Annotated in this window: 19 protein-coding genes; 16 read left to right on the forward strand and 3 right to left on the reverse strand. The window is 68.1% G+C overall.

From position 1 onward, the window contains the following. Nucleotides 1-4 precede the first annotated feature (4 nt). The 5 genes from MKK50_RS22880 to MKK50_RS22900 all read left to right on the forward strand — a co-directional run bounded on the left by MKK50_RS22880 (nucleotide 5) and on the right by MKK50_RS22900 (nucleotide 7,143). Nucleotides 5-967 (forward strand): glycine--tRNA ligase subunit alpha, encoded by a 963-nt coding sequence (locus tag MKK50_RS22880; protein WP_499025469.1) that lies wholly within the window; start codon nucleotides 5-7, stop codon nucleotides 965-967. Between the two features lie 3 nt (nucleotides 968-970). Continuing rightward, nucleotides 971-1,414, forward strand: coding sequence for a DUF3828 domain-containing protein (locus MKK50_RS22885; RefSeq protein ID WP_499025470.1), 444 nt, complete (start codon nucleotides 971-973; stop codon nucleotides 1,412-1,414). A 93-nt stretch (nucleotides 1,415-1,507) separates the two neighbouring features. Next, nucleotides 1,508-3,388 carry a PhoX family protein gene (locus MKK50_RS22890; RefSeq protein WP_499025471.1) on the forward strand — a complete coding sequence of 627 codons (1,881 nt, stop codon included), beginning with the start codon at nucleotides 1,508-1,510 and terminating at the stop codon, nucleotides 3,386-3,388. A 172-nt stretch (nucleotides 3,389-3,560) separates the two neighbouring features. Beyond that, a complete protein-coding gene (gene glyS / locus MKK50_RS22895) occupies nucleotides 3,561-5,651 on the forward strand; it encodes a glycine--tRNA ligase subunit beta (protein ID WP_499025473.1) in 2,091 nt (696 codons plus the stop codon). A gap of 373 nt (nucleotides 5,652-6,024) precedes the next feature. Then, on the forward strand, nucleotides 6,025-7,143 hold the full coding sequence (locus MKK50_RS22900) for a helix-turn-helix transcriptional regulator (protein WP_499025474.1): 1,119 nt from the start codon (nucleotides 6,025-6,027) through the stop codon (nucleotides 7,141-7,143). A gap of 113 nt (nucleotides 7,144-7,256) precedes the next feature. Here MKK50_RS22900 and MKK50_RS22905 read toward each other — a convergent pair whose 3' ends face one another. Together MKK50_RS22905 and MKK50_RS22910 are read right to left on the reverse strand one after the other, a co-directional pair. Further along, nucleotides 7,257-9,074, reverse strand: coding sequence for a cation:proton antiporter domain-containing protein (locus MKK50_RS22905; protein WP_499025476.1), 1,818 nt, complete (start codon nucleotides 9,072-9,074; stop codon nucleotides 7,257-7,259). A 109-nt stretch (nucleotides 9,075-9,183) separates the two neighbouring features. Beyond that, on the reverse strand, nucleotides 9,184-11,001 hold the full coding sequence (locus MKK50_RS22910; protein WP_499025477.1) for a PHA/PHB synthase family protein: 1,818 nt from the start codon (nucleotides 10,999-11,001) through the stop codon (nucleotides 9,184-9,186). A gap of 126 nt (nucleotides 11,002-11,127) precedes the next feature. On the opposite strand from MKK50_RS22910, the gene MKK50_RS22915 reads away from it, so the two are divergent. From MKK50_RS22915 to MKK50_RS22950, 8 genes are all read left to right on the forward strand, one after another. Beyond that, complete coding sequence (locus tag MKK50_RS22915; RefSeq protein ID WP_499025478.1) at nucleotides 11,128-11,493, forward strand: hypothetical protein; 366 nt, start codon at nucleotides 11,128-11,130, stop codon at nucleotides 11,491-11,493. A gap of 139 nt (nucleotides 11,494-11,632) precedes the next feature. After that, nucleotides 11,633-12,853 carry an LL-diaminopimelate aminotransferase gene (locus MKK50_RS22920; RefSeq protein WP_253371231.1) on the forward strand — a complete coding sequence of 407 codons (1,221 nt, stop codon included), beginning with the start codon at nucleotides 11,633-11,635 and terminating at the stop codon, nucleotides 12,851-12,853. Between the two features lie 175 nt (nucleotides 12,854-13,028). Further along, a complete protein-coding gene (locus MKK50_RS22925; RefSeq protein ID WP_253371233.1) occupies nucleotides 13,029-13,244 on the forward strand; it encodes a hypothetical protein in 216 nt (71 codons plus the stop codon). A gap of 215 nt (nucleotides 13,245-13,459) precedes the next feature. Beyond that, nucleotides 13,460-13,807 (forward strand): hypothetical protein, encoded by a 348-nt coding sequence (locus MKK50_RS22930; protein ID WP_499025479.1) that lies wholly within the window; start codon nucleotides 13,460-13,462, stop codon nucleotides 13,805-13,807. Between the two features lie 977 nt (nucleotides 13,808-14,784). Next, nucleotides 14,785-15,213: a hypothetical protein gene (locus MKK50_RS22935; protein ID WP_499025480.1), complete on the forward strand. Its 429-nt coding sequence runs from the start codon at nucleotides 14,785-14,787 to the stop codon at nucleotides 15,211-15,213. A 2-nt stretch (nucleotides 15,214-15,215) separates the two neighbouring features. Continuing rightward, nucleotides 15,216-16,814 carry a glycosyltransferase gene (locus tag MKK50_RS22940; protein ID WP_499025482.1) on the forward strand — a complete coding sequence of 533 codons (1,599 nt, stop codon included), beginning with the start codon at nucleotides 15,216-15,218 and terminating at the stop codon, nucleotides 16,812-16,814. Then, a complete protein-coding gene (locus MKK50_RS22945; RefSeq protein WP_499025483.1) occupies nucleotides 16,801-17,253 on the forward strand; it encodes a hypothetical protein in 453 nt (150 codons plus the stop codon). The genes MKK50_RS22940 and MKK50_RS22945 overlap by 14 nt, the downstream gene beginning before the upstream one ends. Nucleotides 17,254-17,601: 348 nt before the next feature. After that, a complete protein-coding gene (locus MKK50_RS22950; RefSeq protein ID WP_253371242.1) occupies nucleotides 17,602-19,734 on the forward strand; it encodes a sodium-translocating pyrophosphatase in 2,133 nt (710 codons plus the stop codon). A gap of 80 nt (nucleotides 19,735-19,814) precedes the next feature. Here MKK50_RS22950 and MKK50_RS22955 read toward each other — a convergent pair whose 3' ends face one another. Further along, nucleotides 19,815-20,057 (reverse strand): hypothetical protein, encoded by a 243-nt coding sequence (locus MKK50_RS22955; protein ID WP_253371244.1) that lies wholly within the window; start codon nucleotides 20,055-20,057, stop codon nucleotides 19,815-19,817. Nucleotides 20,058-20,258: 201 nt separating this feature from the next. On the opposite strand from MKK50_RS22955, the gene MKK50_RS22960 reads away from it, so the two are divergent. The 3 genes from MKK50_RS22960 to MKK50_RS22970 all read left to right on the forward strand — a co-directional run bounded on the left by MKK50_RS22960 (nucleotide 20,259) and on the right by MKK50_RS22970 (nucleotide 23,524). Beyond that, nucleotides 20,259-21,353: a catalase family protein gene (locus MKK50_RS22960; RefSeq protein ID WP_499025485.1), complete on the forward strand. Its 1,095-nt coding sequence runs from the start codon at nucleotides 20,259-20,261 to the stop codon at nucleotides 21,351-21,353. 93 nt (nucleotides 21,354-21,446) lie between these two features. Continuing rightward, on the forward strand, nucleotides 21,447-22,634 hold the full coding sequence (locus MKK50_RS22965; RefSeq protein WP_499025487.1) for an L-dopachrome tautomerase-related protein: 1,188 nt from the start codon (nucleotides 21,447-21,449) through the stop codon (nucleotides 22,632-22,634). Between the two features lie 68 nt (nucleotides 22,635-22,702). Then, a complete protein-coding gene (locus tag MKK50_RS22970) occupies nucleotides 22,703-23,524 on the forward strand; it encodes an alpha/beta fold hydrolase (RefSeq protein ID WP_499025488.1) in 822 nt (273 codons plus the stop codon). The last annotated feature ends 2 nt before the right edge of the window (nucleotides 23,525-23,526 follow it).

The raw sequence follows: 23,526 nt of genomic DNA on the forward strand, positions 1-23,526 counted from the left end.
TTCCATGCCGAGCGACGCCGACCTTTCGCCCACACGCTCGTTCCAGGGCCTGATCCTCACCCTGCAGCGCTTCTGGGCGGCCAAAGGCTGCGTGATCCTCCAGCCCTACGACATGGAGGTTGGCGCCGGCACCTTCCACCCGGGCACGACCTTGCGGGCCCTCGGCCCGAAACCCTGGAAGGCAGCCTACGTGCAGCCCTCGCGGCGGCCGAAGGATGGGCGCTACGGCGAGAACCCGAACCGGCTGCAGCACTACTACCAGTTTCAGGTGATCCTGAAGCCGAACCCGCCGAACCTCCAAGAGCTCTACCTTGCCTCGCTGGAAGCGATCGGCGTCGATCTCAAGCTCCACGACATCCGCTTCGTCGAGGACGATTGGGAGAGCCCGACGCTCGGCGCCTGGGGTCTGGGCTGGGAATGCTGGTGCGACGGGATGGAGGTGAGCCAGTTCACCTACTTCCAGCAGGTCGCCGGCTTCGAGTGTGCGCCGGTGGCCGGCGAACTGACCTACGGGCTCGAACGCCTCGCCATGTACGTGCAGGGTGTCGAGAACGTCTACGATCTCAACTTCAACGGCGGCGAGGGTGACGAGCGGGTCACCTATGGCGATGTCTTCCTCCAGGCCGAGCAGGAATATTCGCGCCACAACTTCGAGGCCGCCGACACGGCGATGCTGTTCCGCCACTTCACTGACGCGGAGAAGGCCTGCCGCCTCTATCTCGAAGCCGGCGCGCCCGAGTCCGAGGGCGCGCGCCACCGCATCGTGCAGCCGGCCTACGACCAGTGCATCAAGGCGAGCCACGTCTTCAACTTGCTCGACGCCCGCGGCGTGATTTCGGTCACCGAGCGTCAGAGCTACATCCTGCGTGTCCGCGAACTGGCCAAGGCCTGCGGCGCCGCGTGGTTGAAGACCGAGGCCGGCGGGCATTCCGGCGACCCTGCCGGCGATCGCGCCGCTGCGGCCTGAACGGTGCGCCGCCGCGCCATCCTGGCTCTGGCCCTCGGGCTTCTCGCCGGTCCGGTCCTTGCGCAATCCGCGATCGATCCGGTCGCGACGGTGCAAGCTTTCTACGCGGCGGACGACATCAATGCGGTGCGCTTCTACGCGAAGGGTCTGCGCGTGCTCTATGAGCGCGACCAGCGCGAGGCGGTGGGCGAGGTCGGACGGCTCGGTTTCGCCTTTCACGTCAACGGCCAGGACACCGAGCCGGGTTTCGCCAAGTCCTTGACGCTCGCGCCGCTCGCCAACGAGGGCGACCGGGCCGAGGTGCGGGCGACCTTCCGCAACGGCGGGTCGCAGGAGCTGCGCTACAACCTCGTGCGCGAGGCCGGCACGTGGAAGATCGCCAACGTCCGCTCGCTGAAGGGCGAGACCTGGGATCTCGTCACCCTCCTCTCCGCGCCGCTTCAATAGCGCTCCGCCGCGCATACGAAACCGTTCCGTCATCGAAGCGACATCGGAGGGGCGTAGGCGCGCCGCCTCTCGAAGGCTGATGAGACGCGCCCGATGTCCGACACGCCCGACGCCCCGACCCTCGACGCGGTGATCGCCCACCGCTTCTCCCGGCGCGACCTGATGCGCGGCTCGCTGGCCGCCGCGCTCGCCGGCGGAATCGCGCCGCAGGCGCTTGCCGCCGACGCTTCGGCCTTCGATTTCCCCGAACTCGCCGCCGGCGTCGATGAGCACCTGCACGTGGCCGAGGGCTACGAGGCGAAACCCCTGCTGCGCTGGGGCGACCCGCTGTTTGCCGACGCGCCGGCCTTCGACCCGAGGAAGCAGAACGCCCGAGCCCAGGAGCGCCAGTTCGGCTACAACAACGACTTCGTCGGCTTCATTCCGCTCAACGAAAACGGCCGTCGCGGTCTGCTCGTGGTCAACCACGAATACACCAATGCCGAGCTGATGTTTCCCGGTCTCGGTGCCAGCGACCGCAAGGGCGTGATCGCAGCCTTGAGCCCGGAACAGGTCGCGGTCGAGATGGCGGCCCATGGCGGCTCGGTGGTCGAGATCGTTCGCGAGGCGGAAGCGTGGCGCCCGGTGATCGGCTCACCCTACACGCGGCGCATCACGGCGCAGACCCCGATGGATCTCACCGGCCCGGCGGCCGGCCATCCCCGCCTCACGACCGAGGCCGACCCGAGCGGCCGGCGCGTGCTCGGCACCATCAACAACTGCTCGGGCGGCGTCACGCCCTGGGGCACGTGGCTCTCGGGCGAGGAGAATATCAACTACTACTTTGCCGGAGCGCTTCCTCCGGGACATGCCGAGGCCGGCAACGCGAAGGCGATCGGCCTCGGCAACCCGCAATATGCCTGGAGCCGCTTCCATCCCCGCTTCGACCTCGCCCAGGCGCCGAATGAGCCGAACCGGTTCGGCTGGGTGGTCGAGATCGATCCGTTCGATCCGGGCTCGACCCCGAAGAAGCGCACCGCGCTCGGCCGGTTCAAGCACGAGGGCGCGGCGGGTGCCCGCACGCTCGACGGCCGCTACGTCGTCTATCTCGGCGACGACGAGCGCTTCCAGCATGTCTACCGCTTCGTCAGCGAGGGCCGGGTGCAGGCCGAGCGCGGCGCCAACGCCGACCTGCTCGATACGGGCACCCTCAGCGTCGCCCGGTTCGAACCCGACGGCACAGGCCGCTGGCTGCCGCTGGTACACGGGGCGAACGGGCTCGATGCCGCCAACGGCTTCGAAGCCCAAGCCGACGTGCTGATCGAGACCCGCCGCGCCGCCAAACGACTCGGCGCCACGCCGATGGACCGTCCCGAGGACATCGAAGCCAACCCGCGCACCGGCCGCGTCTACGTGATGCTGACCAACAACGGAAAGCGCACCGCCGATCAGGAGGAGCCCGCCAACCCGCGTGGCCCCAACGCCTTCGGCCACGTCATCGAGATGGCCCCCGACGGCACCGACCACGGCGCCGAGACCTTCCGCTGGGAGGTACTGGTGCGCTGCGGCGATCCGGCCAAGCCCGAAGTGAAAGCGAGCTTTTCCGCGCTCACCACCGAGAGCGGCTGGTTCGGCATGCCCGACAACTGCACCTTCGACGGGCGCGGCCGCCTCTGGATCGCCACCGACGGCAACAACCGCCGCGCCACCGGCCGGGCCGACGGCATCTGGGCGGTGGAGACGGAAGGCCCGCGCCGGGGCACCGCGCGCCACTTCCTGCGGGTGCCGGTGGGCGCCGAGATGTGCGGCCCCTGCTTCACCCCCGACGACGAGACCTTCTTCGTCGCCGTTCAGCATCCCGGCGAGCCCGACGAGGACGGCGCGCTCGGCTCTTACGAAAAGCCCTCGACCCGCTGGCCGGATTTCACGCCGGACCTGCCGCCGCGGCCGTCCGTCGTGGCGGTGCGGCGGACGGGGGGCGGGCGGATCGGGTAACGGGGCTGAGATCGCGAGGCTCGGCGCAAGCGATCCAGGGCTCCGCACGATCTCGGAGCGGTCGCGCTCTGGATCGCGTTTTGGATGCTCGTGATGACGAACGAACGGCGGTGACAGACCGAGCCCATCTCCCGTCTCGACGCGGCCCGAGCGGGCGGCTATTCCCGCGCGCATGCCTGACCTTCTGCTCGAACTCCGCTCCGAAGAGATCCCCGCGCGCATGCAGCGGCGTGCGGCCGAGGATCTGAAGAAGCTCGTCACCGACGCGCTGGTCGAGCGCGGTTTCCTCTACGAGGGCGCCAAGGCGTTCGCGACGCCGCGGCGGTTGGCGCTGCATGTCGCTGGGCTGCCCGCCCGCGGCGAAGCGGTGCGCGAGGAACGGCGCGGCCCCCGCGTCGGCGCGCCGGAAGCCGCCGTGCAGGGCTTTCTGAAGAGCGCGGGGCTCGCGAGCCTCGATCAGGCCACCACCGTCACCGATCCGAAGAAGGGCGCGTTCTACCTCGCGGTGATCGAGCGGCCCGGCCGCGAGACGCTGGACGTGCTGGCCGAGATCCTGCCGGGCATCATCAAAAGCTTTCCCTGGCCGAAGTCGATGCGCTGGGGCGCGGCCTCGGCGCAGCCCGGAAGCTTGCGCTGGGTGCGCCCGCTGCAATCCATCGTCGCCACCTTCGGCCCCGAGACCGAGACGCCGGAGGTCGTGCCGTTCTCGGTCGATGGCATCACCGCCGGCACGGTCACGAGCGGCCACCGTTTCCTCGCGCCCGAACCGTTCGAGGTGCGCCGCTTCGACGACTACGTGCCGGCGCTGGAGCGCGCCGACGTGATCCTCGATGCCGACCGGCGCAAGGACATCATCCTGCATGACGCGAAGGATCTCGCCTTCGCCCGCGGCCTCGATCTCGTGGAGGACGAGGGCCTGCTGGAAGAGGTGGCCGGGCTGGTGGAGCGGCCCGTGGTGCTGATGGGTTCGTTCGAGGAGCGCTTCCTCGAGATCCCGGCAGAGGCGATCCGCGCGACGATCCGCGCCAACCAGAAGTGCTTCGTGCTGCGCAAATCCGGCTCGGAGGAGCTGGCGCCGGCCTTCGTGCTGGTCTCGAATCTCGTCGCCTCCGATGGCGGCGTGGCGATCACCGCCGGCAACGAGCGCGTGGTGCGGGCCCGCCTCTCGGACGCACGCTTCTTCTGGGAGACCGACAAGGCGACGAAGCTTGAGGACCGCCTCCCGAAGCTCGACTCGATCGTCTTCCACGAAAAGCTCGGCACACAGGGTGAGCGCGTCGCCCGCATTGCCGCGCTCGCCAAGGAGATCGCACCGCTGGTGGGCGCCGACCCGTCGCTCGCCGAGCGCGCGGCCCGGCTCGCCAAGGCCGATCTCGTCACCGAGATGGTTGGCGAGTTTCCGGAATTGCAGGGCCTGATGGGCCGCAAATACGCGGCGCTCCAGGGCGAGCACGACAGCGTCGCCGCGGCCATCGAGGAGCATTATAAGCCGGTCGGTCCGAGCGACCGCGTGCCGACCGATCCGGTTTCCATCGCCGTGGCGCTGGCTGACAAACTCGACACCCTCGCGGGCTTCTGGTCGATCGACGAGAAGCCGACGGGGAGCAAGGACCCGTTCGCGTTGCGGCGGGCGGCTTTGGGCGTGATCCGCGCCGTGATCGAACGGTCGCTGCGGCTATCGCTGGCCCCTCTGCTGCGAGGCCGGTTCGCGAGCGGGAGCGACGAGCGCACCGCGGATCTCCTCGCCTTTTTCGCCGACCGTCTCAAAGTCTACCTGCGCGACCAGGGCGCCCGCCACGACCTGATCGATGCGGTGTTCGCGCTGCCCGGTCAGGACGATCTCCTGCTCGTCGTCCGCCGTGTCGAGGCGCTGGGCGCGTTCCTGAGCACGGATGACGGACGGAACCTGCTCGCGGGCTACAAGCGTGCGGCCAACATCCTGCGCATCGAGGAGAAGAAGGACGGCCGCGCCTACGACGAGACCCCCGATGCGGGTCTCGCGGCCTCCGGCCAGCCGGAGGAGCGCGCGCTCGCCGAGGCGCTTGCCGAGGCGCGGCAGGAGGCGTCCGCCGCGGTGGCGGCCGAGGATTTCGCCGGGGCGATGCGGGCGCTGTCGCGGCTGCGGGCGCCGGTGGACGCCTTCTTCGAAGGGGTCACCGTCAACGCCGACGATCCGGCCCTGCGCAGGAACCGGCTCCTGCTCCTCAACGCACTGCGCGCGGCCACTCGCGAGGTGGCCGACTTCTCGCGCATCGAAGGCTGACCGGCGAGGCTTGGCCTCCGGCGTCGGATGTCGAGTCCCGCGCGCCGGTCGTCATCGCGCATGCGCAAACGGGTCTTGCCCGGTTCGGGGGAAGCGGCGCCTTGAAGGGTGCCGCTGCGCCGTGATCGAAATCGTCGTCGATCGCTTTGCTGTGACCAAATGCGGTTCTCGCATCACGGTCACGGGCCTTGCTGACGAAAATCGTCCGGTTGAATTGCGGTGATATAACCTGAGGTCGCGTGTCGAGCGGCCAAAACATGCTCAAGCTGCCGGATTGTTGCTCGCGGGCAACGACCGTTCGGGTCGAAACGTGCTTCAAACTTGAGCAGTGTCCACGCAGTGCCGGTCGATGTCGGGTTTCGAGCCTCTTGCCTTGATCGACGCGTGCTATGCGGCCGCCCTCGACCCCGAGACGTGGTCCGGCGCGCTTGACGGGATCGCCGATGCGGTCGGGGCGCGCGGTGCGGTGATCGTCTCCCACGATCCCGCGCGCACGGCGCAGACGCTGGCCTCCGAGCGGATCGCCGACGTGAACCTCGATTACGGCGTCGGCGGCTGGTGGCAGCACGACACGCGCATCCGCCTCGGCCGGGAGCGGGGCATCATGCGGCCGGGCACGGTCACCTGCGATGAGATGTACCTCACGGAGGAGGAGAAGCGCGCCGATCCGTTCTTCCAGCACTTCATCGACCGGCATCGCCTCGGTAACCTCTGCGCCTATGTCGGCGCCGACCCGATGGACCGCCACACCCTGTCGTTCAGCGCCCCACGCGACGTGCGCAGGGGGCCATTCGAGGGCGTCGAGATCGAGCGGCTGGGGCTCGTCGGCCCGCATGTCATCCGCGCCTTCCGGCTGACGGCGCTCGTCGCCGACATGCGCCGGGAGGCGGAGGGGCTGTCCTCCGCCCTGGAGCGCATGCGGGCGGGCATCGTCGTCCTCGATTCCCGCGGCCGGGTCCGGCTCGTCAGCCCGGCGGCGGAAGGGTTGGCGGCAGGTTACCTCGCCCTGCGCACCGGCACCGTGCCGGCGGCGGCGGAGCCTGCCGAGAGCGCACGCTTCGGTCACTTCCTGGCGGATGTTGTGCCGGAGCGCACATTGTCGGAAAGCACTTGGCGGCGGCAGGATACGCTCCTCCTGCGCCGCAGGGGCGGCGGGCGCCCGCTCTACGTCGAAGCGCTCCCCTTGCGTGGCCGCGATCCGTTTCCGGTGGCCGGCGCCGGGCTCGGGGGCGGCATGGTCCTGCTCCTGCGCGACCTGCTCGCGCCGAGCACGCGTCCGATCGAACCGATGCTGGAACAACTCGGTCTCACCCGAGCCGAGGCGCGGGTCGCGGCCCTGGTCGGCCGAGGTGCGGCGCCGCGGGAGGTGGCCGAGCAGTTCGCCGTCGGCGAGAGCACGGTGCGCAGCCAGCTCAAGGCGGTCTACGGCAAGCTCGCGATCCGCCGGCAGAGCGAGCTGGCGGTGTTCATCACCCGCCTCGACAGTCTCTAGAGCATCGTCCTGGATATCGGATCCACGACGATGCTCTAGCCTTTTGTTTTTGCATCATCTTCTTCCGAAAGCCGGCAACCAGCTTTCGGGATGATGCTTTAACGAGCGAGTCCCTATTCCGGCTCGTCCCGGCGCTGGCGCAGTTCGGGGGCGGGCTGCTCCGGTTCGGCGACCGGCGTGCCCTGGCTCTCCGAGCGGCTCGAATCCACGAACAGCCGCGCCTCGCCCTCGCGCACGCCGAGGCTGCGCAGGGCGTAGGTCATCATGCCGAGTGCCAGCTCTCGCTCGGCCATGAGGACGAGGCCGACGCCGTCCTCCTCCAACCGGCGGCGCTCGCTGTCGCTGTGGGTTCGCACCACGCTGTCGATGCCGGGATTGGTCGCCCGTGCCTTGGCGAGCAGCCGCCGCGCTTGGTGCGGGTCGGGCGTCGCGACGACGACGAGGCGGGCGGAGCCGATGTCGGCGGCCTCCAGAATGCCGGGCGCCGTGGCGTCGCCGAACACCGCCGGCACGCCCTGGGCGCGCAACTCCTCGACCCGGCGCCGGTCGCGCTCCACCACCACGAAGGGCAGGTTCCAATCCTGCAACGCCTTGCCGATGGCGCTTCCGACACGACCGTAGCCGATGATCACCGCGTGGCCGCTCAGGCCGGACGCGGCCGCATTGATCGGCAGCGGCCCGGCGGCGCGGCGCTCCAGGCGGCGGCGCAGCTCCGGCCGCTCGCCGAGCCAGCGCGACACCCGGGCGGATGTCGCGAAGAACAGTGGATTGAGGGTGATCGACAGCAGCGCGCCGCCGAGGATCAGGTCGCGCCCCTCCTCCGGCAGCAGCTTCAGCGAGATGCCGAGGCCGGCGAGGATGAACGAGAACTCGCCGATCTGCGCGAGGCTCGCGGCGATGGTGAGCGCCGTGCCGACGGGGTGGCCGAAGGCGAGCACGATGGCGACGGCCGCGAGCGACTTGCCCAGCACGATGACGCCGACCACGCCGAGGATCGAGAGCGGCTCACGCAGGACGATGCCCGGATCGAACAACATGCCGACCGAGACGAAGAACAGCACCGCGAAGGCGTCCTGCAACGGCAGGGAATCCGCCGCTGCCTGATGGCTGAGGTCGGATTCGGCGAGCACCATTCCGGCGAAGAAAGCGCCGAGGGCGAAGGAGACGCCGAACAGCTCGGAGGAGGCGTAGGCGATGCCGACGGCGCTCGCCAGCACCGCCAGGGTGAACAGCTCCCGCGAGCCGGTGCGGGCGGCCAGCCCCAGCAGGTAGGGAATGAGGCGTCGCCCGCCGACGAGCATCACGGCGACGAACACGCCGACCTTGGCGAGGGTCAACCCGAGCGTCACCCACAGACCGTGCTCGGGCGGGCCGTGATGACCGGCGGCCTGCATCGCCTCGCCGCCGAGCGAGGGCGCCAGCGCCGGCAGCAGCACCAGGGCCACCACCATGGCGAGATCCTCGACGATCAGCCAGCCGACGGCGATGCGGCCCTTGTCCGAATCGAGAAGTCCCTGCCCTTCGAGCGCCCGCAGCAGCACGACGGTGCTCGCCACCGAGAGCGCCAGCCCGAAGACGAGGCCCGCCCCGGCCCCCCAGCCGAAGCCCCAGGCGAGCCCGGCGCCCATGGCCGTCGCCACCGTGATCTGCACGACCGCGCCGGGCAGGGCGATGGTGCGGACGGCCAGCAGGTCACCGATGGAGAAGTGAAGCCCGACTCCGAACATCAGCAGGATGACGCCGAGTTCGGCGAGCTGGCTCGCCAGCGCCGGGTTGCCGACGAAACCCGGCGTGAACGGTCCGATGGCGATGCCGGCGACGAGGTAGCCAACGAGCGGCGGAAGCCGCATCCGCTGCGCCAGCATGCCGCCGATGAACGCGCAGACCAGCCCCAGCGCGATGATCGAGATGAGTTCGGTGGCGTGCTGCAACGCGCTTCTGTCCTCCTGGGGACGGAGCCGGCCCCAGGATCAGATAAGGCAAATCACGGTCCCGTGTCCGCAACGGCGATGCTGCGGGTGCACGGTTCCCGTCGATCCGTCACGCCTTCATGCGGACATAGGTGCCCGGTGCCGGCGCGAGGGAGGGCAGCGCCCCCTCTCCGGGAATGCGGGCGGGCACGCGCTCGGGTGCCTGCTCTTCGAGCCACTTGAACCAGTAGGGCCACCATGAGCCGGGATGCTCCGTGGCCGTCTCGATCCAATCCTCGAACCGGCCCCGGGCCGGGCCTCCGGTACGGAAGCCGTACTTGGCCTTGGGGCCCGGCGGGGCGACGACGCCGGCGATGTGGCCTGAGCCCGCCAGCACGTAATCGACCTTGCCGCCGAACTTGGCCGACCCTTCGAAGACCGAGAGCGCCGGGGCGATGTGGTCCTCGCGGGTGGCGAGGTTGAAGACCGGCACCTTCACCTTCTTGAGGTCGAGGCGCACGTTGCCGAGCACCATCTGCCCCTTGGCCAGCGTGTTGTTGAGGTAGCAGTTGCGCAGGTAGAACGAGTGGTTGGCCGCCGGCATCCGCGTGGCGTCCGCGTTCCAGTAGAGCAGATCGAAGGCGGCCGGCGCCTTGCCGCGCACGTAGTTGTTGACGACGTAGGACCAGATCAGGTCGTTGGGCCTGAGCATGTTGAAGGCGTTGGCCATGCGCGCGCCTTCGAGGTAGCCGTTCTCGGCCATCCGCTCCTCGATCGCCTTGATCTGCCCCTCGTCGGCGAAGACCTTGAGGTCGCCGGCATGGGTGAAATCGACCTGCGTGGTGAGGAAGGTCGAGCTCTTGATCCGGCGATTGCCCGTCGCTGCCTGGTAGGCCAGGGTGACGGCGAGCAGGGTGCCGCCGACGCAGTAGCCCGCCGCCGCGACATCGGTCTCGCCGGTCGCCACGCCGATCATGTCGATGGCGGTCTCGATGCCCTCACGCATGTAGGACTCGAAGTCCTTGTCGCGGTGGCGCTCGTCCGGGTTCACCCAGGAGATCACGAACACCGTGATCCCCTGAGACACCATCCAGCCGATGAGGCTCTTCTTCGGGTTGAGATCGAGGATGTAGAACTTGTTGATCCACGGCGGCACGATCAGCAGCGGTCGCTTCAGGACCGTCTCGGTCACCGGCGCGTACTGGATCAACTCCATCAGGTCGTTGCGGAAAATGACCTCGCCGGGGGTCACCGCCACGTCCTTGCCGAAGGTGAAGGCGGAAAGGTCCGTCTGCCGCACCCGAAGCTGGCCGCCGCCGGCTTCCAGATCCTCCTGCAGCATCTTCATGCCGCGCATCAGGTTGGCGCCCCCTTCCTCCAGCGTCTGGCGCAGGAGCTCGGGGTTCGTCATCACGAAGTTCGAGGGCGAATAGGCCGAGAGCAACTGGCGCAGGTAGAACTCGGCCTTGTGGCGGGTGTGCTCGTCGATGCCATCGGCCGTCTCGACCATCTCCTCGGCCCAGCGGCCGAGCAGTAGGTAGCTCTGCTTGATCAGGTCGAAGACCGGGTTCGCGCTCCAATCGGCGTGGGCGAAGCGCTTGTCCGTGGGTGGGGGCTGGACGATCGGCTCGGTGACGGCACCCTGCATTCGGGTCAGGGTCGAGGCCCAGAGTGCGGCGAAGGACTGGCCGAGCTTGGTCTGGGCCTGGAGCGCCTTCTCGGGATCTTTCATCCACGTCTCAGCGACCCGCGTGAGCGTGCGGGTCATCTCGTCGATCTCGTCGGCGCCCTGAAGTTTCGCGCCCGGAAGCAAGGCGCCCTGGCCCGCTTGCTCGAACGGCTTCAGCGAGGCGGCGGCCGATTGCCTGAACACCTCCGCCAGTTGATTCGCGTTGTGCGCGATGGTCTCGAAATCCGGCGTTGCCGGCCTCGTCCGCTCCGTGGCCACGCGACACGTCCTCCCAAGGTCCGCCCGCATCCCGCCCCTTGGGACGGTCCGAGCCTCGTTTCCGACAAATTAACGCTCCACCCAGCCAATGTCGCCCGCCCCAGGCTCCATTTTCAGACCGTTGTCATGACCGTGCGCCGCATCGTCCGCGCCATTGCGATCGCCTTGCCGGTTTTTGCCGCCGCGGCGGCGACCGGCGGCTGTTCGGCCGACGTGAACCCGCTGAAGGCGGCGATGGTCGGTGCGGGGTCCGGCATCAAGCCGGTGGAGGCGCCCGATTTCGTGGCGCAATCCCGCAAGAGCGATGCGAGTTACATGCCGGTGGGCGAATCGGCGCCCCGTCGTGCCGTCCGCGCCCGCAATTCGGCCGGACAGAGCGCCCTGCAGGCCGAGTTGGAGGGTGCGCGCAACCGCAACGAGTCCAAGGGACGCGCGGCGGAAGGGGCAGCCAAGAATGCCGCCCAGGGGCTCGCACCCAACCCGGTTGAGTGAGCGTTCCGCCCCGATCCCGGCGGGGCATCGCGATTTTTCAGTCGGCGCCCGAACGCGTCGATGGTAAACAGGCAGGCTCCTCACCGCCGACGCATCCTTGCGGGAGGATCAGTTCCGCGACACCGGACAGACCGACGCCATGACCGATTTCCACCGCATCAAGCGCCTTCCGCCTTACGTCTTCGAGCAGGTGAACCGGATCAAGGCCGCCGCCCGAGCCCGCGGCGCCGACATCATCGATCTCGGCATGGGCAATCCCGATCTCGACGCCCCGCGCCACGTCATCGAGAAACTCGTCGAGACCGCCGGCAAGCCGCGCACCGATCGCTACTCCGCCTCCAAGGGCATTGCTGGCCTGCGCCGCGCCCAGGCCGGCTACTACCAGCGCCGCTTCGGGGTGAGCCTCAACCCGGACACGCAGGTCGTGGCGACGCTCGGCTCGAAGGAGGGCTTCGCCAACATGGCCCAGGCGATCACGGCGCCCGGCGACGTGGTGCTGGTGCCGAACCCGAGCTACCCGATCCACGCCTTCGGCTTCCTGATGGCCGGCGGCGTGATCCGCTCCGTGCCCGCCGAGCCGACCCCGGCGATGTTCCCGGCACTCGAGAAGGCGGTCGCCCACTCGATCCCGAAGCCCGTGGCGCTCGTTGTCTGCTACCCCTCGAACCCGACGGCCTATGTCGCGAGCCTCGACTTCTACCGGGATCTCGTGGCCTTCGCGAAGAAGCACGAGCTGATCCTGCTCTCGGATCTGGCCTATGCCGAGGTCTATTTCGACGACAACAACCCGCCGCCCTCGGTGCTGCAGGTGCCGGGCGCGATCGACTGCACCGTGGAGTTCACCTCGCTGTCGAAGACCTTCTCGATGGCGGGCTGGCGTATGGGCTTCGCCGTCGGCAACGAGCGCCTGCTCGCGGCGCTGACGCGGGTGAAGTCCTACCTCGATTACGGCGCCTTCACGCCGATCCAGGTGGCGGCCACCGCCGCGCTCAACGGGCCGGACGACTGCATCAAGGAGATGCGTGCGACCTACAAGAAGCGTCGCGACGCCCTGGTCGAGTCCTTCGGCAAGGCCGGCTGGAAGCTGCCGACGCCGGAAGCCTCGATGTTCGCCTGGGTGCCGATCCCGGAAAAATTCCGGGAGCTCGGCAGTCTGGAATTCTCCAAGCTGCTTCTCGAAAAGTCGGATGTCGCCGTGGCGCCGGGGATCGGCTTCGGCGAGCACGGGGACGATTACGTCCGCATCGCGCTTGTCGAGAACGAGCAGCGCATCCGGCAGGCGGCGCGCAACGTCCGCCGCTTCTTCGACAACGCTGACCGCACGCTCCACAACGTCGTGCCGTTGCAGAAGGCCGTCTAGTATCGCGTCGCGCCGCCCCGGACGTTGTTGCGGCGGGGCGACAGGGCCCGGCAATCGCCCCTGTTCGAGTGGGCATCGGGTGGCGGAAGCTTGTCAGTCAGCGTCCGTATCCGCAGGGTCGTCTCCGGTTTTGCCGCCGGTTGTCCCGGCGGACGGACGCGTTTCGAGGTTCCGCATGCGCCGCCTGAAGCTCTTCGCCGCCCTGGCGCTCGCCGGCGCCGCCGTCGGAGCCTGTGCGCCCCACCCGATCGTGGCGCGCGATCCCGTGCCCGCCCCCTCGCCCGAGGAGGCCTATTCCTGCAGCTCGACGTCGCTCCCGCTGAACGCCTACAAGTCTGATTGCAGCCCCATGGTGCGCGAACCGCGCGCTGTCCTGCAGTCGAAGGGCTGAGGCGACGTTTGCCGAGAGCCGGGAGCGACAGGCGTCCGCACGTCAACGTTTCCTTGTCACGTTCCGGGGTCTGATCGCACCCTCGAGACGTCAGTCCGAGCCGATCCCGATTGCGCGGCAATCCGGATCGGCTCATGTCCTGTTTTAATGCGTTCTCACGGGTCGGAGCGGCCGTCGCTCCGGTCCGAAGAGCGCGCCGACGACGGAGCAAGCCCATGGCCCGTGCCCGCCTCCTCCTTGCCGCCTCCCTTATCGGGCTCGTCGCCCAGGGGGCTGCTGCGCAGAGCTTGCAGGATCGCCCCTACGGCGATGCGCGCGGGCCGACGGTGTACGAGGTTGATCCCGAGAGCGGCCGCTTCCGGGGCCCGCCGATCAGCACCGACGGTCAGGATCTGCGCGCCATCGGTGCCGTGCCGGTGCCGACCGTGATGAATGGCGGCGGTTTCGGGCTCACCGGCAACGATTATTACGGCAACGTTCTCATCGCGACGCCGCAGGGTCCGCGCCGTGCCTCGGACGGCTACGTCCTGGCGCCCGCCTACCGGGCTCCGCCGCTGCGCTGAGGTGCCTGCTCGAGGCGCCCGCCTGACGATCCGGCCGAATGCAGCCGGGCGCGCGGCGTTCTCCACGAGGGGCAGGTCGCACGCGGTCTGGGATCGAGATGCTTTCTCCTGAGCCGGCCGTCGGGAGATGCGCGGGAAACGCGCTCGTGCATCCCCTCGGTCGTACCTTTCTGACAGAGTGTCTGCGGCCGAGGATCCGGCGCGAATGTCCCGAGAATGCGCTGCGCCAAGTCCTTTACGCCGATTTCGATAACGTTTTTGGCCGGGTATCGGGGACAGGTATCAACGGCGATTTCCGAATTTCCGGTCATTTGTGCCTGACCGCGTCAGATCGGCTTCATCGCTTCTTTGTGAAGAGCCGAAGGTCGGCGCGTGCCGGCGAGGGTATTGCTTGTTGCGGCACCTGTTCCCTTGGCGACAATTGCCCTTGCTCTTGGTGGCTGCAGGCCACGAAGCAAAGTTGGGCAACCAGAAGGTATGTTCGAGCCTCCACTTTGTCGGACATCACCGATTCCACGCAATCTTCGATCACGCGTCATTTGCGGCAATAGCGTCTTTCATCCGTATCGCATAATGTAAGCGGATCGATAAAGTGTCTTCAGTGTTATGTCGGAAAGTTCGGATGAAACCTGATATCTATTCGAAATTGTGAGCCGTCGGCGGCCATGAGGCTTTCAGGATACCTTCGTACTAACCTATGAAACTTGAGGTGCCGGCACGACTCCGCTATCTCCCCGATCGTGATCGCAGCCGATCGGGCCGGCACCATCCCGGCGGCAGTGAAGCGATCTCCCACACTTTCCGATCGGTCATGCAACTCGCACCAGCCTTTCGAATCAACGCGAGCCTGACCGTACAGGCGGGCCGGATCCGGTCCCGCGGCCGCGATCAAGGCAGCCGAGTCGGTCGGGCCGAGGCGAGCCTCCGGTCCGCCGTCGGCGCTCGGTGGGCATGGTGCGAGGCTTGCGAGGTACGTCGTGTACACGTTGCGTGACGACCTCGATGGCCTGCGCTTGTCGGCGCCGGACAGTCCGGATGTCTGGCTGGTTTTCGGAGGCCGGCGGCACCGGGTCGCGAGTCCGAGCGTCTACCAAGCCCTGTTCGCGGGGGCGGACGATCTCATCTTCAGTGAAGACATTCCGTCGATCACGATGGGGCCGGAACTGAACGACGGGACCTGCCTCGTCCGTCCCATCGGCTCCCACACCATCTTTCTCGTCACCGGCCGCGCCCCGCCGCGCCGGTACCATGTTCCGACCTACGAGAGCTTCACCGATTTCGGCTTCAACGAGCGGGCCGTGATCGACGTGCCGGCCTTGATTCTCGAGGCGGTCGAGCTCGGGGGGGAACTGACCAGCACCTTCGATCGGACGCGCCGGGCGCCGGCCCCGACGGAAGAGGGGTAGGCTTGGGCGACCGCAGCGTCACCATCGCGATTCCCGTCCACAACGGCGCGAACTATCTCGGCGAGGCGATCGAGAGCGCACTGTGCCAGAGCCATCCGGAGACGGAGATCATCGTCGTCGATGACGGCTCCGACGACGATGGGCAGACTTTGGCCGTCGCGCGCGCCTTCGGCGACCGCATCCGCACCCTGCAGCAGCCCAATATGGGGGTGGCGGTCGCGCTCAACACCGCCCTTGCCCACGCCTCCGGCCGCCTGTTCTCCTGGCTGTCGCACGACGACCTGTTCGAGCCCGGGAAGACCGAGCGGCAGGTCAGGATCCTCGACACGCTCGACCGTGAAGACGTCTGCCTGTTCTCCGATCTGTCTTGGATCGACGCGGCGGGCTGCATCACCGGCGAGCAGCGGCTCGACCCCGCCGCTCTGGCGCTCAACCCGCGCCTCGCCTTCTACGAGGGACTGATCAACGGCTGCACGATCCTGATTGCCCGCGATCTGCTTCTGCGCGTCGGCGGCTTCGATACGCGCTATCCCTACACCCAGGACTACCGGATGTGGTGGAGGCTGACCCGCGAGGCCCATTTCGTCCACGTTCCTCACTGCCTCCTGCGTTCGCGGCTCCATCCGGATCAGGGCTCCCACCGCCGCGATGCCCTGTCCGAGAACAGCGCCTTCTGGAGCGACGTGCTCGACGAGACGAGCGAGGTCGAGGCCGCGGTGGTGGACGGAAGCCGGGAACGCTTCCTGAGGCGGACCGGCGGCTTCCTGCGCTACCGGAGTCCGAACCGACGGGTCGCCGATCGGGCCGACCGGATGGCGCGCAGCTGTGCTGCGGAGGCCTCGGTCTCGGTGGTCATCGATGTCGGAACCGATCTTGATGCCGCACGCCGCACGATCGACAGCGTGGAAGCCCAGACCCGGCCGCCGGACGAGATGATCTTGGTCGGAGACCCCTCGGTCCTCACCGCCCTCGGCCGAGGCGGCTGTGACCGGGTGCTGCGGCCGACGCCGGAGCCGCGGCTTCCCGGCCGCCTTCGCCTTGGGCTCACGGCGGCCCGCGGCGCCTACGTCGCATTGCTGATGGCCCCGGATGTCTTCGTTCCCGAGAAGATCGCGCGTCAGGTCGCGCGCATGTCCGCTCTGGGTTGTCTCGCCTCGCACAGCTCCTATCGCAGGGGCGGTGAGACGGTCGCGACCGGCAGCTTCGGCGGGCGCGTCTATCCGGAGATCGTCGGCGAATGCCATGTCGAGATCTCGACCGTGATGATACAGCGGGTCCTGTTCCTGTCCGGCCTGTTGTTCATGGACGAGGACGCCCCGCTCGCATCGAACTGGATCGAGGCCGCGGCTCGTCACGAATGGCTCGGTCTGGAGGAACCCTTGTCCGTCATTGAGACGCCGCGCGCGCCCGCAGAGATGGCGCCGCTGCTGACATGGCTGCGCGCGTCGGCGGAGTATCGCCACCATGCCGCGCAGATCGGTCGTCTCGAGAGCCGGCTCGCCGGCACGTTGACGCCGGGGACACGCCGCGCGGACGAGGGCGATCTCGATGCATCGCCGCCGATGCGCGCGTCGCTGGGGGGCTCCGATGCCGCTGCGTGACCTGCTTCAGCGGGGGCGTGCCCTCCTCACGCGGATTCCGACGACGGATGAGGCCGCAGGAGCCGTCGTGACGTCCGACACCGATTGCGAGGCGATCCAGGCGCTGTTGCGCGAAACGCAGCGCCGGCTGGCGGTGGCCGACCATCGGCTGGCGATCCTCGAGAGCAGCAACCGGACGGCGGTGCGGGCCATGCGCCGATTCCTACAGGATCGGGAGAGGCTCGTCGCCGAGCGTGAGGCCGCCCTCATTCAGGTGTCGATCGCCGTCGGGGATCGGCAGCGAACGATGGTGCTCAACGATCACCTCCTAGCGACGCTGCGCGACGGCGAAAAGGCTCATGCGCGTCTCGAGGACGAGAACCGGCATCTGCGCCGGCAGGTGGCTGAAAGCGGCTCATCGTCGGCACTGACCGTCGATGCCTCCGGCTTCACGAGCTGAGCCGAAACCGGGCGGCCTCCGAGGCGCTCCCGGCCCCCGATACTCTGCGCCGACAGAGGGAAAGATCCGCGTCGGACCTGTCCGGAAGGAACGTGGAAGCGGTTCCGTTTTCGTGACTGGCGCCGCAGCGATTGCACTGCAACAACACGAAACTTGTCATTATTTTGCGTCTTGGCCGTTTCGAAAGGTTCTCAACGGCACGAGGCATTTGCGCTGGACGCCGAAGTTTGGCAGTTAAGTTCAGGTTCTCCAGGGAGGGCGCCTGAAGCCGAGCAACGTCGCAGCAACGTCCGACGGCCATTCCGGCCGGGCTCGGCAAACCACAATCAAAAATCTAAGGACGCACGCATGACCGCACTTTTGCTGATCATCGTGGGCGGGCTCTGCGCCGTTGCCTACGGTGTCGTGACTATCCGTGACGTAATGCGACGCGATGCCGGCACCCAGCGCATGCAGGAAATCGCAGGCGCCATCGCCGAGGGTGCGCAGGCTTATCTCAGGCGCCAATACGCCACGATTGGGATCGTCGGCGTCGTCCTCTTCGTCTTTCTCGCCTACTTTCTCGGCATCAAGGTCGCCATCGGCTTCCTGATCGGCGCGGTGCTCTCGGGCGCAGCCGGCTTCATCGGCATGAACGTCTCGGTTCGCGCCAACGTCCGCACGGCGCAGGCCGCCACGCAGTCGCTCGGCGGCGGGCTGGAGGTCGCCTTCAAGTCCGGCGCGGTCACCGGCATGCTGGTGGCGGGCCTCGCGCTGCTCGGCGTCGCTCTCTACTACCTGTTCCTCACCCGCGGCGCCGGGCTGGCGCCGGGAAGCCGCGAAGTCATCGACGCGCTGGTGGCTTTGGGCTTTGGCGCCTCGCTGATCTCGATCTTCGCGCGGCTGGGCGGCGGCATCTTCACCAAAGGCGCCGATGTCGGCGGCGATCTCGTCGGCAAGGTCGAAGCCGGCATTCCGGAAGATGATCCGCGCAACCCCGCCACCATCGCCGACAACGTGGGCGACAATGTCGGCGACTGCGCCGGCATGGCCGCGGACCTGTTCGAGACCTACGCGGTGACCGTGGTCGCCACCATGGTGCTCGCCGCGATCTTCTTTGCCGGCAACGCGCCCGTGCTCGAAGCGATGATGATCTACCCGCTCGCCATCGGGGCGGCCTGCATCGTCACGTCGATCGCCGGCACCTACGCGGTGAAGCTCGGTGCCAACCAGTCGATCATGGGCGCGCTCTACAAGGGTCTGATCGCGGCGGGCGTGCTCTCGATCGCCGCCATCGCCGCGGTGAACTTCGCCCTGTTCGGCGGCTTCTCGACCAGCTTCACCACCAATACCGGCGTGACCTTCACCTCAGGCGCACTGTTGGCCTGCGCGGTGCTCGGCCTCGTCATCACGGCGCTGATCGTCGTCATCACCGAGTACTATACCGGCACGAACTTCCGGCCGGTGAAGTCAATCGCCACGGCGTCCGTCACCGGGCATGGCACCAACGTGATCCAGGGGCTCGCGATCTCGCTCGAATCGACGGCGCTGCCGGCCCTGGTCATCGTGGCGGGCATCATCGCGACCTATGCGCTCGCCGGCCTGTTCGGCATCGCCATCGCGGTGACCGCGATGCTGGCGCTGGCGGGCTTCATCGTGGCGCTCGATGCCTTCGGTCCGGTCACCGACAACGCGGGCGGCATCGCCGAGATGGCGGGCCTGCCCCCGGACGTACGCAAGGCGACGGATGCGCTCGATGCGGTCGGCAACACCACCAAGGCCGTCACCAAGGGCTACGCCATCGGCTCGGCGGGTCTCGGCGCCCTGGTGCTGTTCGCCGCCTACACCTCGGACCTGAACTACTTCATCGCCAATGCCAGCCCGACGCAGTACCGCTTCTTCCAGGGCGTGAGCGTCGATTTCTCGCTCTCCAACCCCTTCGTCGTCGTTGGCCTGCTGCTCGGCGGCCTGATCCCGTTCCTGTTCGCGGGCATGGCGATGACGGCGGTCGGGCGTGCCGCCGGCGCGGTGGTCGAAGAGGTGCGTCGCCAGTTCCGGGCCAAGCCCGGCATCATGCAGGGCACCGACCGGCCGGATTACGGCCGCGCGGTGGACATGCTGACCCGGGCGGCGATCAAGGAGATGATCCTCCCCTCGCTCCTGCCGGTGCTGTCGCCGATCGTGATCTTCTTCGTGATCCAGGCGATCGCGGGCAAGTCGCAGGCTTTCGCCACGGTCGGCGCCTCGCTGCTCGGCGTGATCCTGACCGGTCTCTACGTCGCGATCTCGATGACGTCGGGCGGCGGCGCCTGGGACAACGCCAAGAAGTACATCGAGGACGGCCACCACGGCGGCAAGGGCTCGGACGCGCACAAGGCGGCCGTGACCGGCGACACCGTCGGCGACCCCTACAAGGACACGGCGGGCCCCGCCGTGAACCCGGCGATCAAGATCACCAACATCATCGCGCTGCTTCTGCTCGCCGTGCTCGCGCACGCCTGAACCCGAACATCGCAAACGAAGAACCCGCCGCGGTCCTCCGCGGCGGGTTCTTCGTTTTCAGGACCGAAACTCCGAACGAATCAGTCGCAGTTCTCCTTGGTGACCGTCTTGCGGTCGCCCATGTCGTTTTCCTTCGTCACCGTCTTGCTGGAGCAGCCGTCCGAATGCTCGCGCCGCTCGACGGTGGTCGAGGAGCTGCTGGGCGCGCGATCCACCACGACCCGATCCGGCGCGTCGCGCTCGATCACGGTGGTCTGGGCCACGGCGCCCGAGGCCCCGGCGAGCGTCAGGAGAGCGGCGGCAGCGAGAAGGGATTTGCGCATGACAATCCTCCGATTGGGATAAATCTGCGCCTGTAACGGCGAGCGAACCTGAACCGTTCCAGCGAACTCCGGGTCGGAACTCGCGCCACCGCCCGGTTCATCAAAGATACGCGATGAGAAGTTGCAGGCCGGGGTTCGGTCCGAACTTTTACGCGTTCCCCCGGTTCGCTCTCTCAGATCTGCTGAGACGCGAGAAATTCCATGAGCGCTGCACCGATTCGCTACCACGACGGTATCGAGACGCCGAGCCCCGACGAGAACGAGATCATCGATCGGATCATCGCCTCGATGACCCACGAGAGCGAGATCACCGCCGAGCGCTACGGGCACGCGGTGCGGGCGTCGCACGCCAAGATCAGCGGCGTTGCCGTCGGCGAGCTGGAAATTCTCCCGAACCTTCCGCCCGAATTGGCGCAAGGCCTGTTCGCGAAGGCCGGCACGCATTCCGTCATCGTGCGCTTCGCGCAAGGGGCCGGCGAACTCCTGAAGGACCGCGTCTCGACCCACCGCGGCATGGCGATCAAGGTGCTCGGCGTCGAGGGTGACAAGCTGCCCGGCCACGATGCGCCGACCCAGGACTTCGTGTTCGCCACCGGGCCGGTCTTTCCCAATCCCGATGCCAAGGGTTTCTTAGGCAGCATGAAGCAGCTGGAGGCCGCAACCTCCGCGCCGGAAGGGGTGAAAGCGGCGGTTTCACAGGGCGCGCGGGTGCTCGACGGGGTGGTGAAATCGGTGAAGGGCGAGAGTTCGCCGCTCCTCGACTTCTTCGGCCACGTGCCGCACCATCCACTGGCCGAGCCGTACTACTCGCAGGCCGCGCTCCGCTACGGCGACCACGTTGCCAAGCTCGCGGCCTTTCCCGCTTCCCCGGCCCAGGCGGCGCTCGCCGACGAGCGGCTCGACACCGGCAGCGAGGACGGGAACGTCTTCCGCCACGCGGTGCTGAGCTATCTCGAAGGCCGCGAGGCGGTGTTCGAAATCCGCGTCCAACTCTGCCTGAACCTCGACGACATGCCGGTCGAGGACGCCTCGAAGCGCTGGGACGAGGCGCTGAGCCCCTACCGCACCGTCGCCCGCCTCGTTCTGCCGGCGCAGGACGCGTTCAGCGAGGCGCGGCGCCACTACGCCGACGACGTGCTCTCCTTCCGCCCTGCCCACAGCCTTGCGGCGCACCGTCCCCTCGGTTCGCTGATGCGGGCACGATTGAAGACCTATCAGGCCCTCTCCCGCTTCCGCCACGAGCGCAACCGCGTGCCGGAAGCGGAGCCGGGCTCGATCGAGGAGGTGCCGGCCTGACGGGGGCAACGGTTTCGTGAAGGACCCCGGCCGGCCGGGCCGGGGTTCCGACGGGTGATTGCGACCGATGTTTTCGCCTAAGGCTGCCCGACCATGACCAGAACCCTGACCGCCCTTGCCGCAGCCCTCCTCGCGGGCACGATGGCGAGCCCCCTCCCCGCCCGAGCGCAGGAGGGAAAAGCCGCGCTCACCAAGGTCGCCAGCTTCGAGCATCAGGTCACCGGCATCACGGTGGCCCGCGACGGGCGCATCTTCGTCAACTTCCCGCGCTGGAGTGAGGATGCGCCGGTCTCGGTGGCTGAGTTGAAGGACGGCAAGCCCGTCCCCTTCCCCGACGACCAATGGAACGCGTGGCGCAACGCACGGGCCGACGAACTCTCGCCGAAGGACCATTTCGTCTGCGTGCAGAGCGTCGTCGCCGACGGGCAGGACCGGCTCTGGGTGGTGGATGCTGCGGCCCCCGCCATGGCGCATGTGATCAAGGACGGCCCAAAACTCGTCGGGATCGACCTGAAGACCAACAAGGTGATCAAGACGATTCCCTTCGACACCAGCACGGTGCTCCAGGCCTCCTACCTCAACGACGTTCGGATCTCGCCGGACGGCAAGACCGCCTACCTCACCGATTCCGGTGCCGAGGGCGCGCTGATCGTCGTCGATCTCGACAGCGGCTCGGCCAAGCGCATTCTCTCGGGTGATCCCTCGACCATGCCCGACACCTCGGTGACCGTGAGCTACGACGGCAAGCCGCTGCGCCGTCCCGACGGGCGCGGCGTGGCGTTCTCCGCCGACGGCATCGCCCTCTCGAACGACGGCAAGACGCTCTACTGGCAGGCGATCAAGGGCAAGACGCTCTACAGCCTGCCGACCGATGCGCTCACCGGCTGGGCCGCCGCCTCGATGGTGCCCGACACGCTCACCGACAAGAGCCTCTCGGGCAAGGTGGCGAAGGTCGGCGAGAACGGCGTTGCCGACGGCCTGCTGATCGCCCGCCGCGACGGGCGGATGTACGTGACCTCGCCCCAGGACAACGCGGTGAAGGTGCGCGACCTCGCCGGCGGCAAGGACGGCCTGACGACGTTGGTGCAGGACCCGAGCCTGCGCTGGCCCGACACCTTCAGCGAAGGACCGGACGGGACGATCTACGTCACCACCTCGCATATCCAGGATTCGGTCGATTACAAGCCCGGCGCGCCGCTGAGCCTGCCGACGGAGCTGTGGGCGATCAAGCCGCCCGCTTCCGACGCCACCGGCTCGACCAAGGCGCCCCCGGCCCGCTGAGCCGATCCTCTCCGACCCCGACGGACCAAAGGGGGGCGCGTCCGCGTCCCTCGTTCAAGGAGCCCGGCATGCCCTTCATCGAGACTAGGGACGCGACGCGCCTCTTCTACAAGGATTGGGGCAGCGGGCCTCCGGTCGTGCTGATCCACGGCTGGCCGCTCGATGCCGACATGTGGGAGTATCAGCAGCCGGCCCTGACTCAGGCAGGCTTTCGCACCATCGCCTACGACCGGCGTGGGTTCGGGCGCTCGGACCAGCCCTGGAGCGGCTACGACTACGACACCTTCGCCGACGACCTGAAGGCCGTGCTCGACGGGCTCGACCTTCAGGAGGTGACCCTCGTCGGCTTCTCGATGGGCGGCGGCGAGATCGCCCGCTACCTCTCGCGCCATGGCGGCGCACGAGTGGCGCGCGCGGTGCTCGTCTCCGCGGTGACGCCGATGCTTGCCAAGACGCCCGATCATCCCGAAGGCGTCGATGCCAGCGTTTTCGAGGGGATGATCGAGGCGATCGAGAAGGACCGGCCGCATTTCTGGTCGAACTTCGTCAAGAGCTTCTTCGGCGCCGGGCTGCTCTCCTCCCCGGCGTCGTCGGAGCTGATGGCCTGGACGGGGCTGCTGGCGATGCGCGCCTCGCCAAAGGCGACAGTCGATTGTGTGCGCGCCTTCGGCGGAACGGATTTCCGCGCCGACATGGTGGCGTTCCGGGTGCCGACCCTGGTCATCCATGGCGATGGCGATCAGACGGTGCCCTTCGACATCAGCGGCAAGGCCGCGGCGGATGCCATTCCCGGTGCCCATCTCGAAGTCTACGCGGGCGCGCCGCACGCCATCCCGTTCACCCACAAGGACCGGCTGACCGAGGATCTCCTGGCGTTCCTGCGCGCGTAGAG

It is taken from the genome of Methylobacterium sp. J-043 (assembly GCF_022829505.1).
In the GTDB taxonomy this organism is placed as follows: Bacteria; Pseudomonadota; Alphaproteobacteria; order Rhizobiales; family Beijerinckiaceae; genus Methylobacterium; species Methylobacterium extorquens_A.

What these genes read in the sequence shown, in the direction of transcription:
- MKK50_RS22880 (WP_499025469.1), top strand. Translation starts at nt 5, where the DNA reads ATGCCGAGCGACGCCGACCTTTCGCCCACACGCTCGTTCCAGGGCCTG.
- MKK50_RS22890 (WP_499025471.1), top strand. Translation starts at nt 1,508, where the DNA reads ATGTCCGACACGCCCGACGCCCCGACCCTCGACGCGGTGATCGCCCAC.
- glyS (WP_499025473.1), top strand. Translation starts at nt 3,561, where the DNA reads ATGCCTGACCTTCTGCTCGAACTCCGCTCCGAAGAGATCCCCGCGCGC.
- MKK50_RS22915 (WP_499025478.1), top strand. Translation starts at nt 11,128, where the DNA reads ATGACCGTGCGCCGCATCGTCCGCGCCATTGCGATCGCCTTGCCGGTT.
- MKK50_RS22920 (WP_253371231.1), top strand. Translation starts at nt 11,633, where the DNA reads ATGACCGATTTCCACCGCATCAAGCGCCTTCCGCCTTACGTCTTCGAG.
- MKK50_RS22925 (WP_253371233.1), top strand. Translation starts at nt 13,029, where the DNA reads ATGCGCCGCCTGAAGCTCTTCGCCGCCCTGGCGCTCGCCGGCGCCGCC.
- MKK50_RS22930 (WP_499025479.1), top strand. Translation starts at nt 13,460, where the DNA reads ATGGCCCGTGCCCGCCTCCTCCTTGCCGCCTCCCTTATCGGGCTCGTC.
- MKK50_RS22945 (WP_499025483.1), top strand. Translation starts at nt 16,801, where the DNA reads ATGCCGCTGCGTGACCTGCTTCAGCGGGGGCGTGCCCTCCTCACGCGG.
- MKK50_RS22950 (WP_253371242.1), top strand. Translation starts at nt 17,602, where the DNA reads ATGACCGCACTTTTGCTGATCATCGTGGGCGGGCTCTGCGCCGTTGCC.
- MKK50_RS22955 (WP_253371244.1), bottom strand. Translation starts at nt 20,057, where the DNA reads ATGCGCAAATCCCTTCTCGCTGCCGCCGCTCTCCTGACGCTCGCCGGG.
- MKK50_RS22960 (WP_499025485.1), top strand. Translation starts at nt 20,259, where the DNA reads ATGAGCGCTGCACCGATTCGCTACCACGACGGTATCGAGACGCCGAGC.
- MKK50_RS22965 (WP_499025487.1), top strand. Translation starts at nt 21,447, where the DNA reads ATGACCAGAACCCTGACCGCCCTTGCCGCAGCCCTCCTCGCGGGCACG.
- MKK50_RS22970 (WP_499025488.1), top strand. Translation starts at nt 22,703, where the DNA reads ATGCCCTTCATCGAGACTAGGGACGCGACGCGCCTCTTCTACAAGGAT.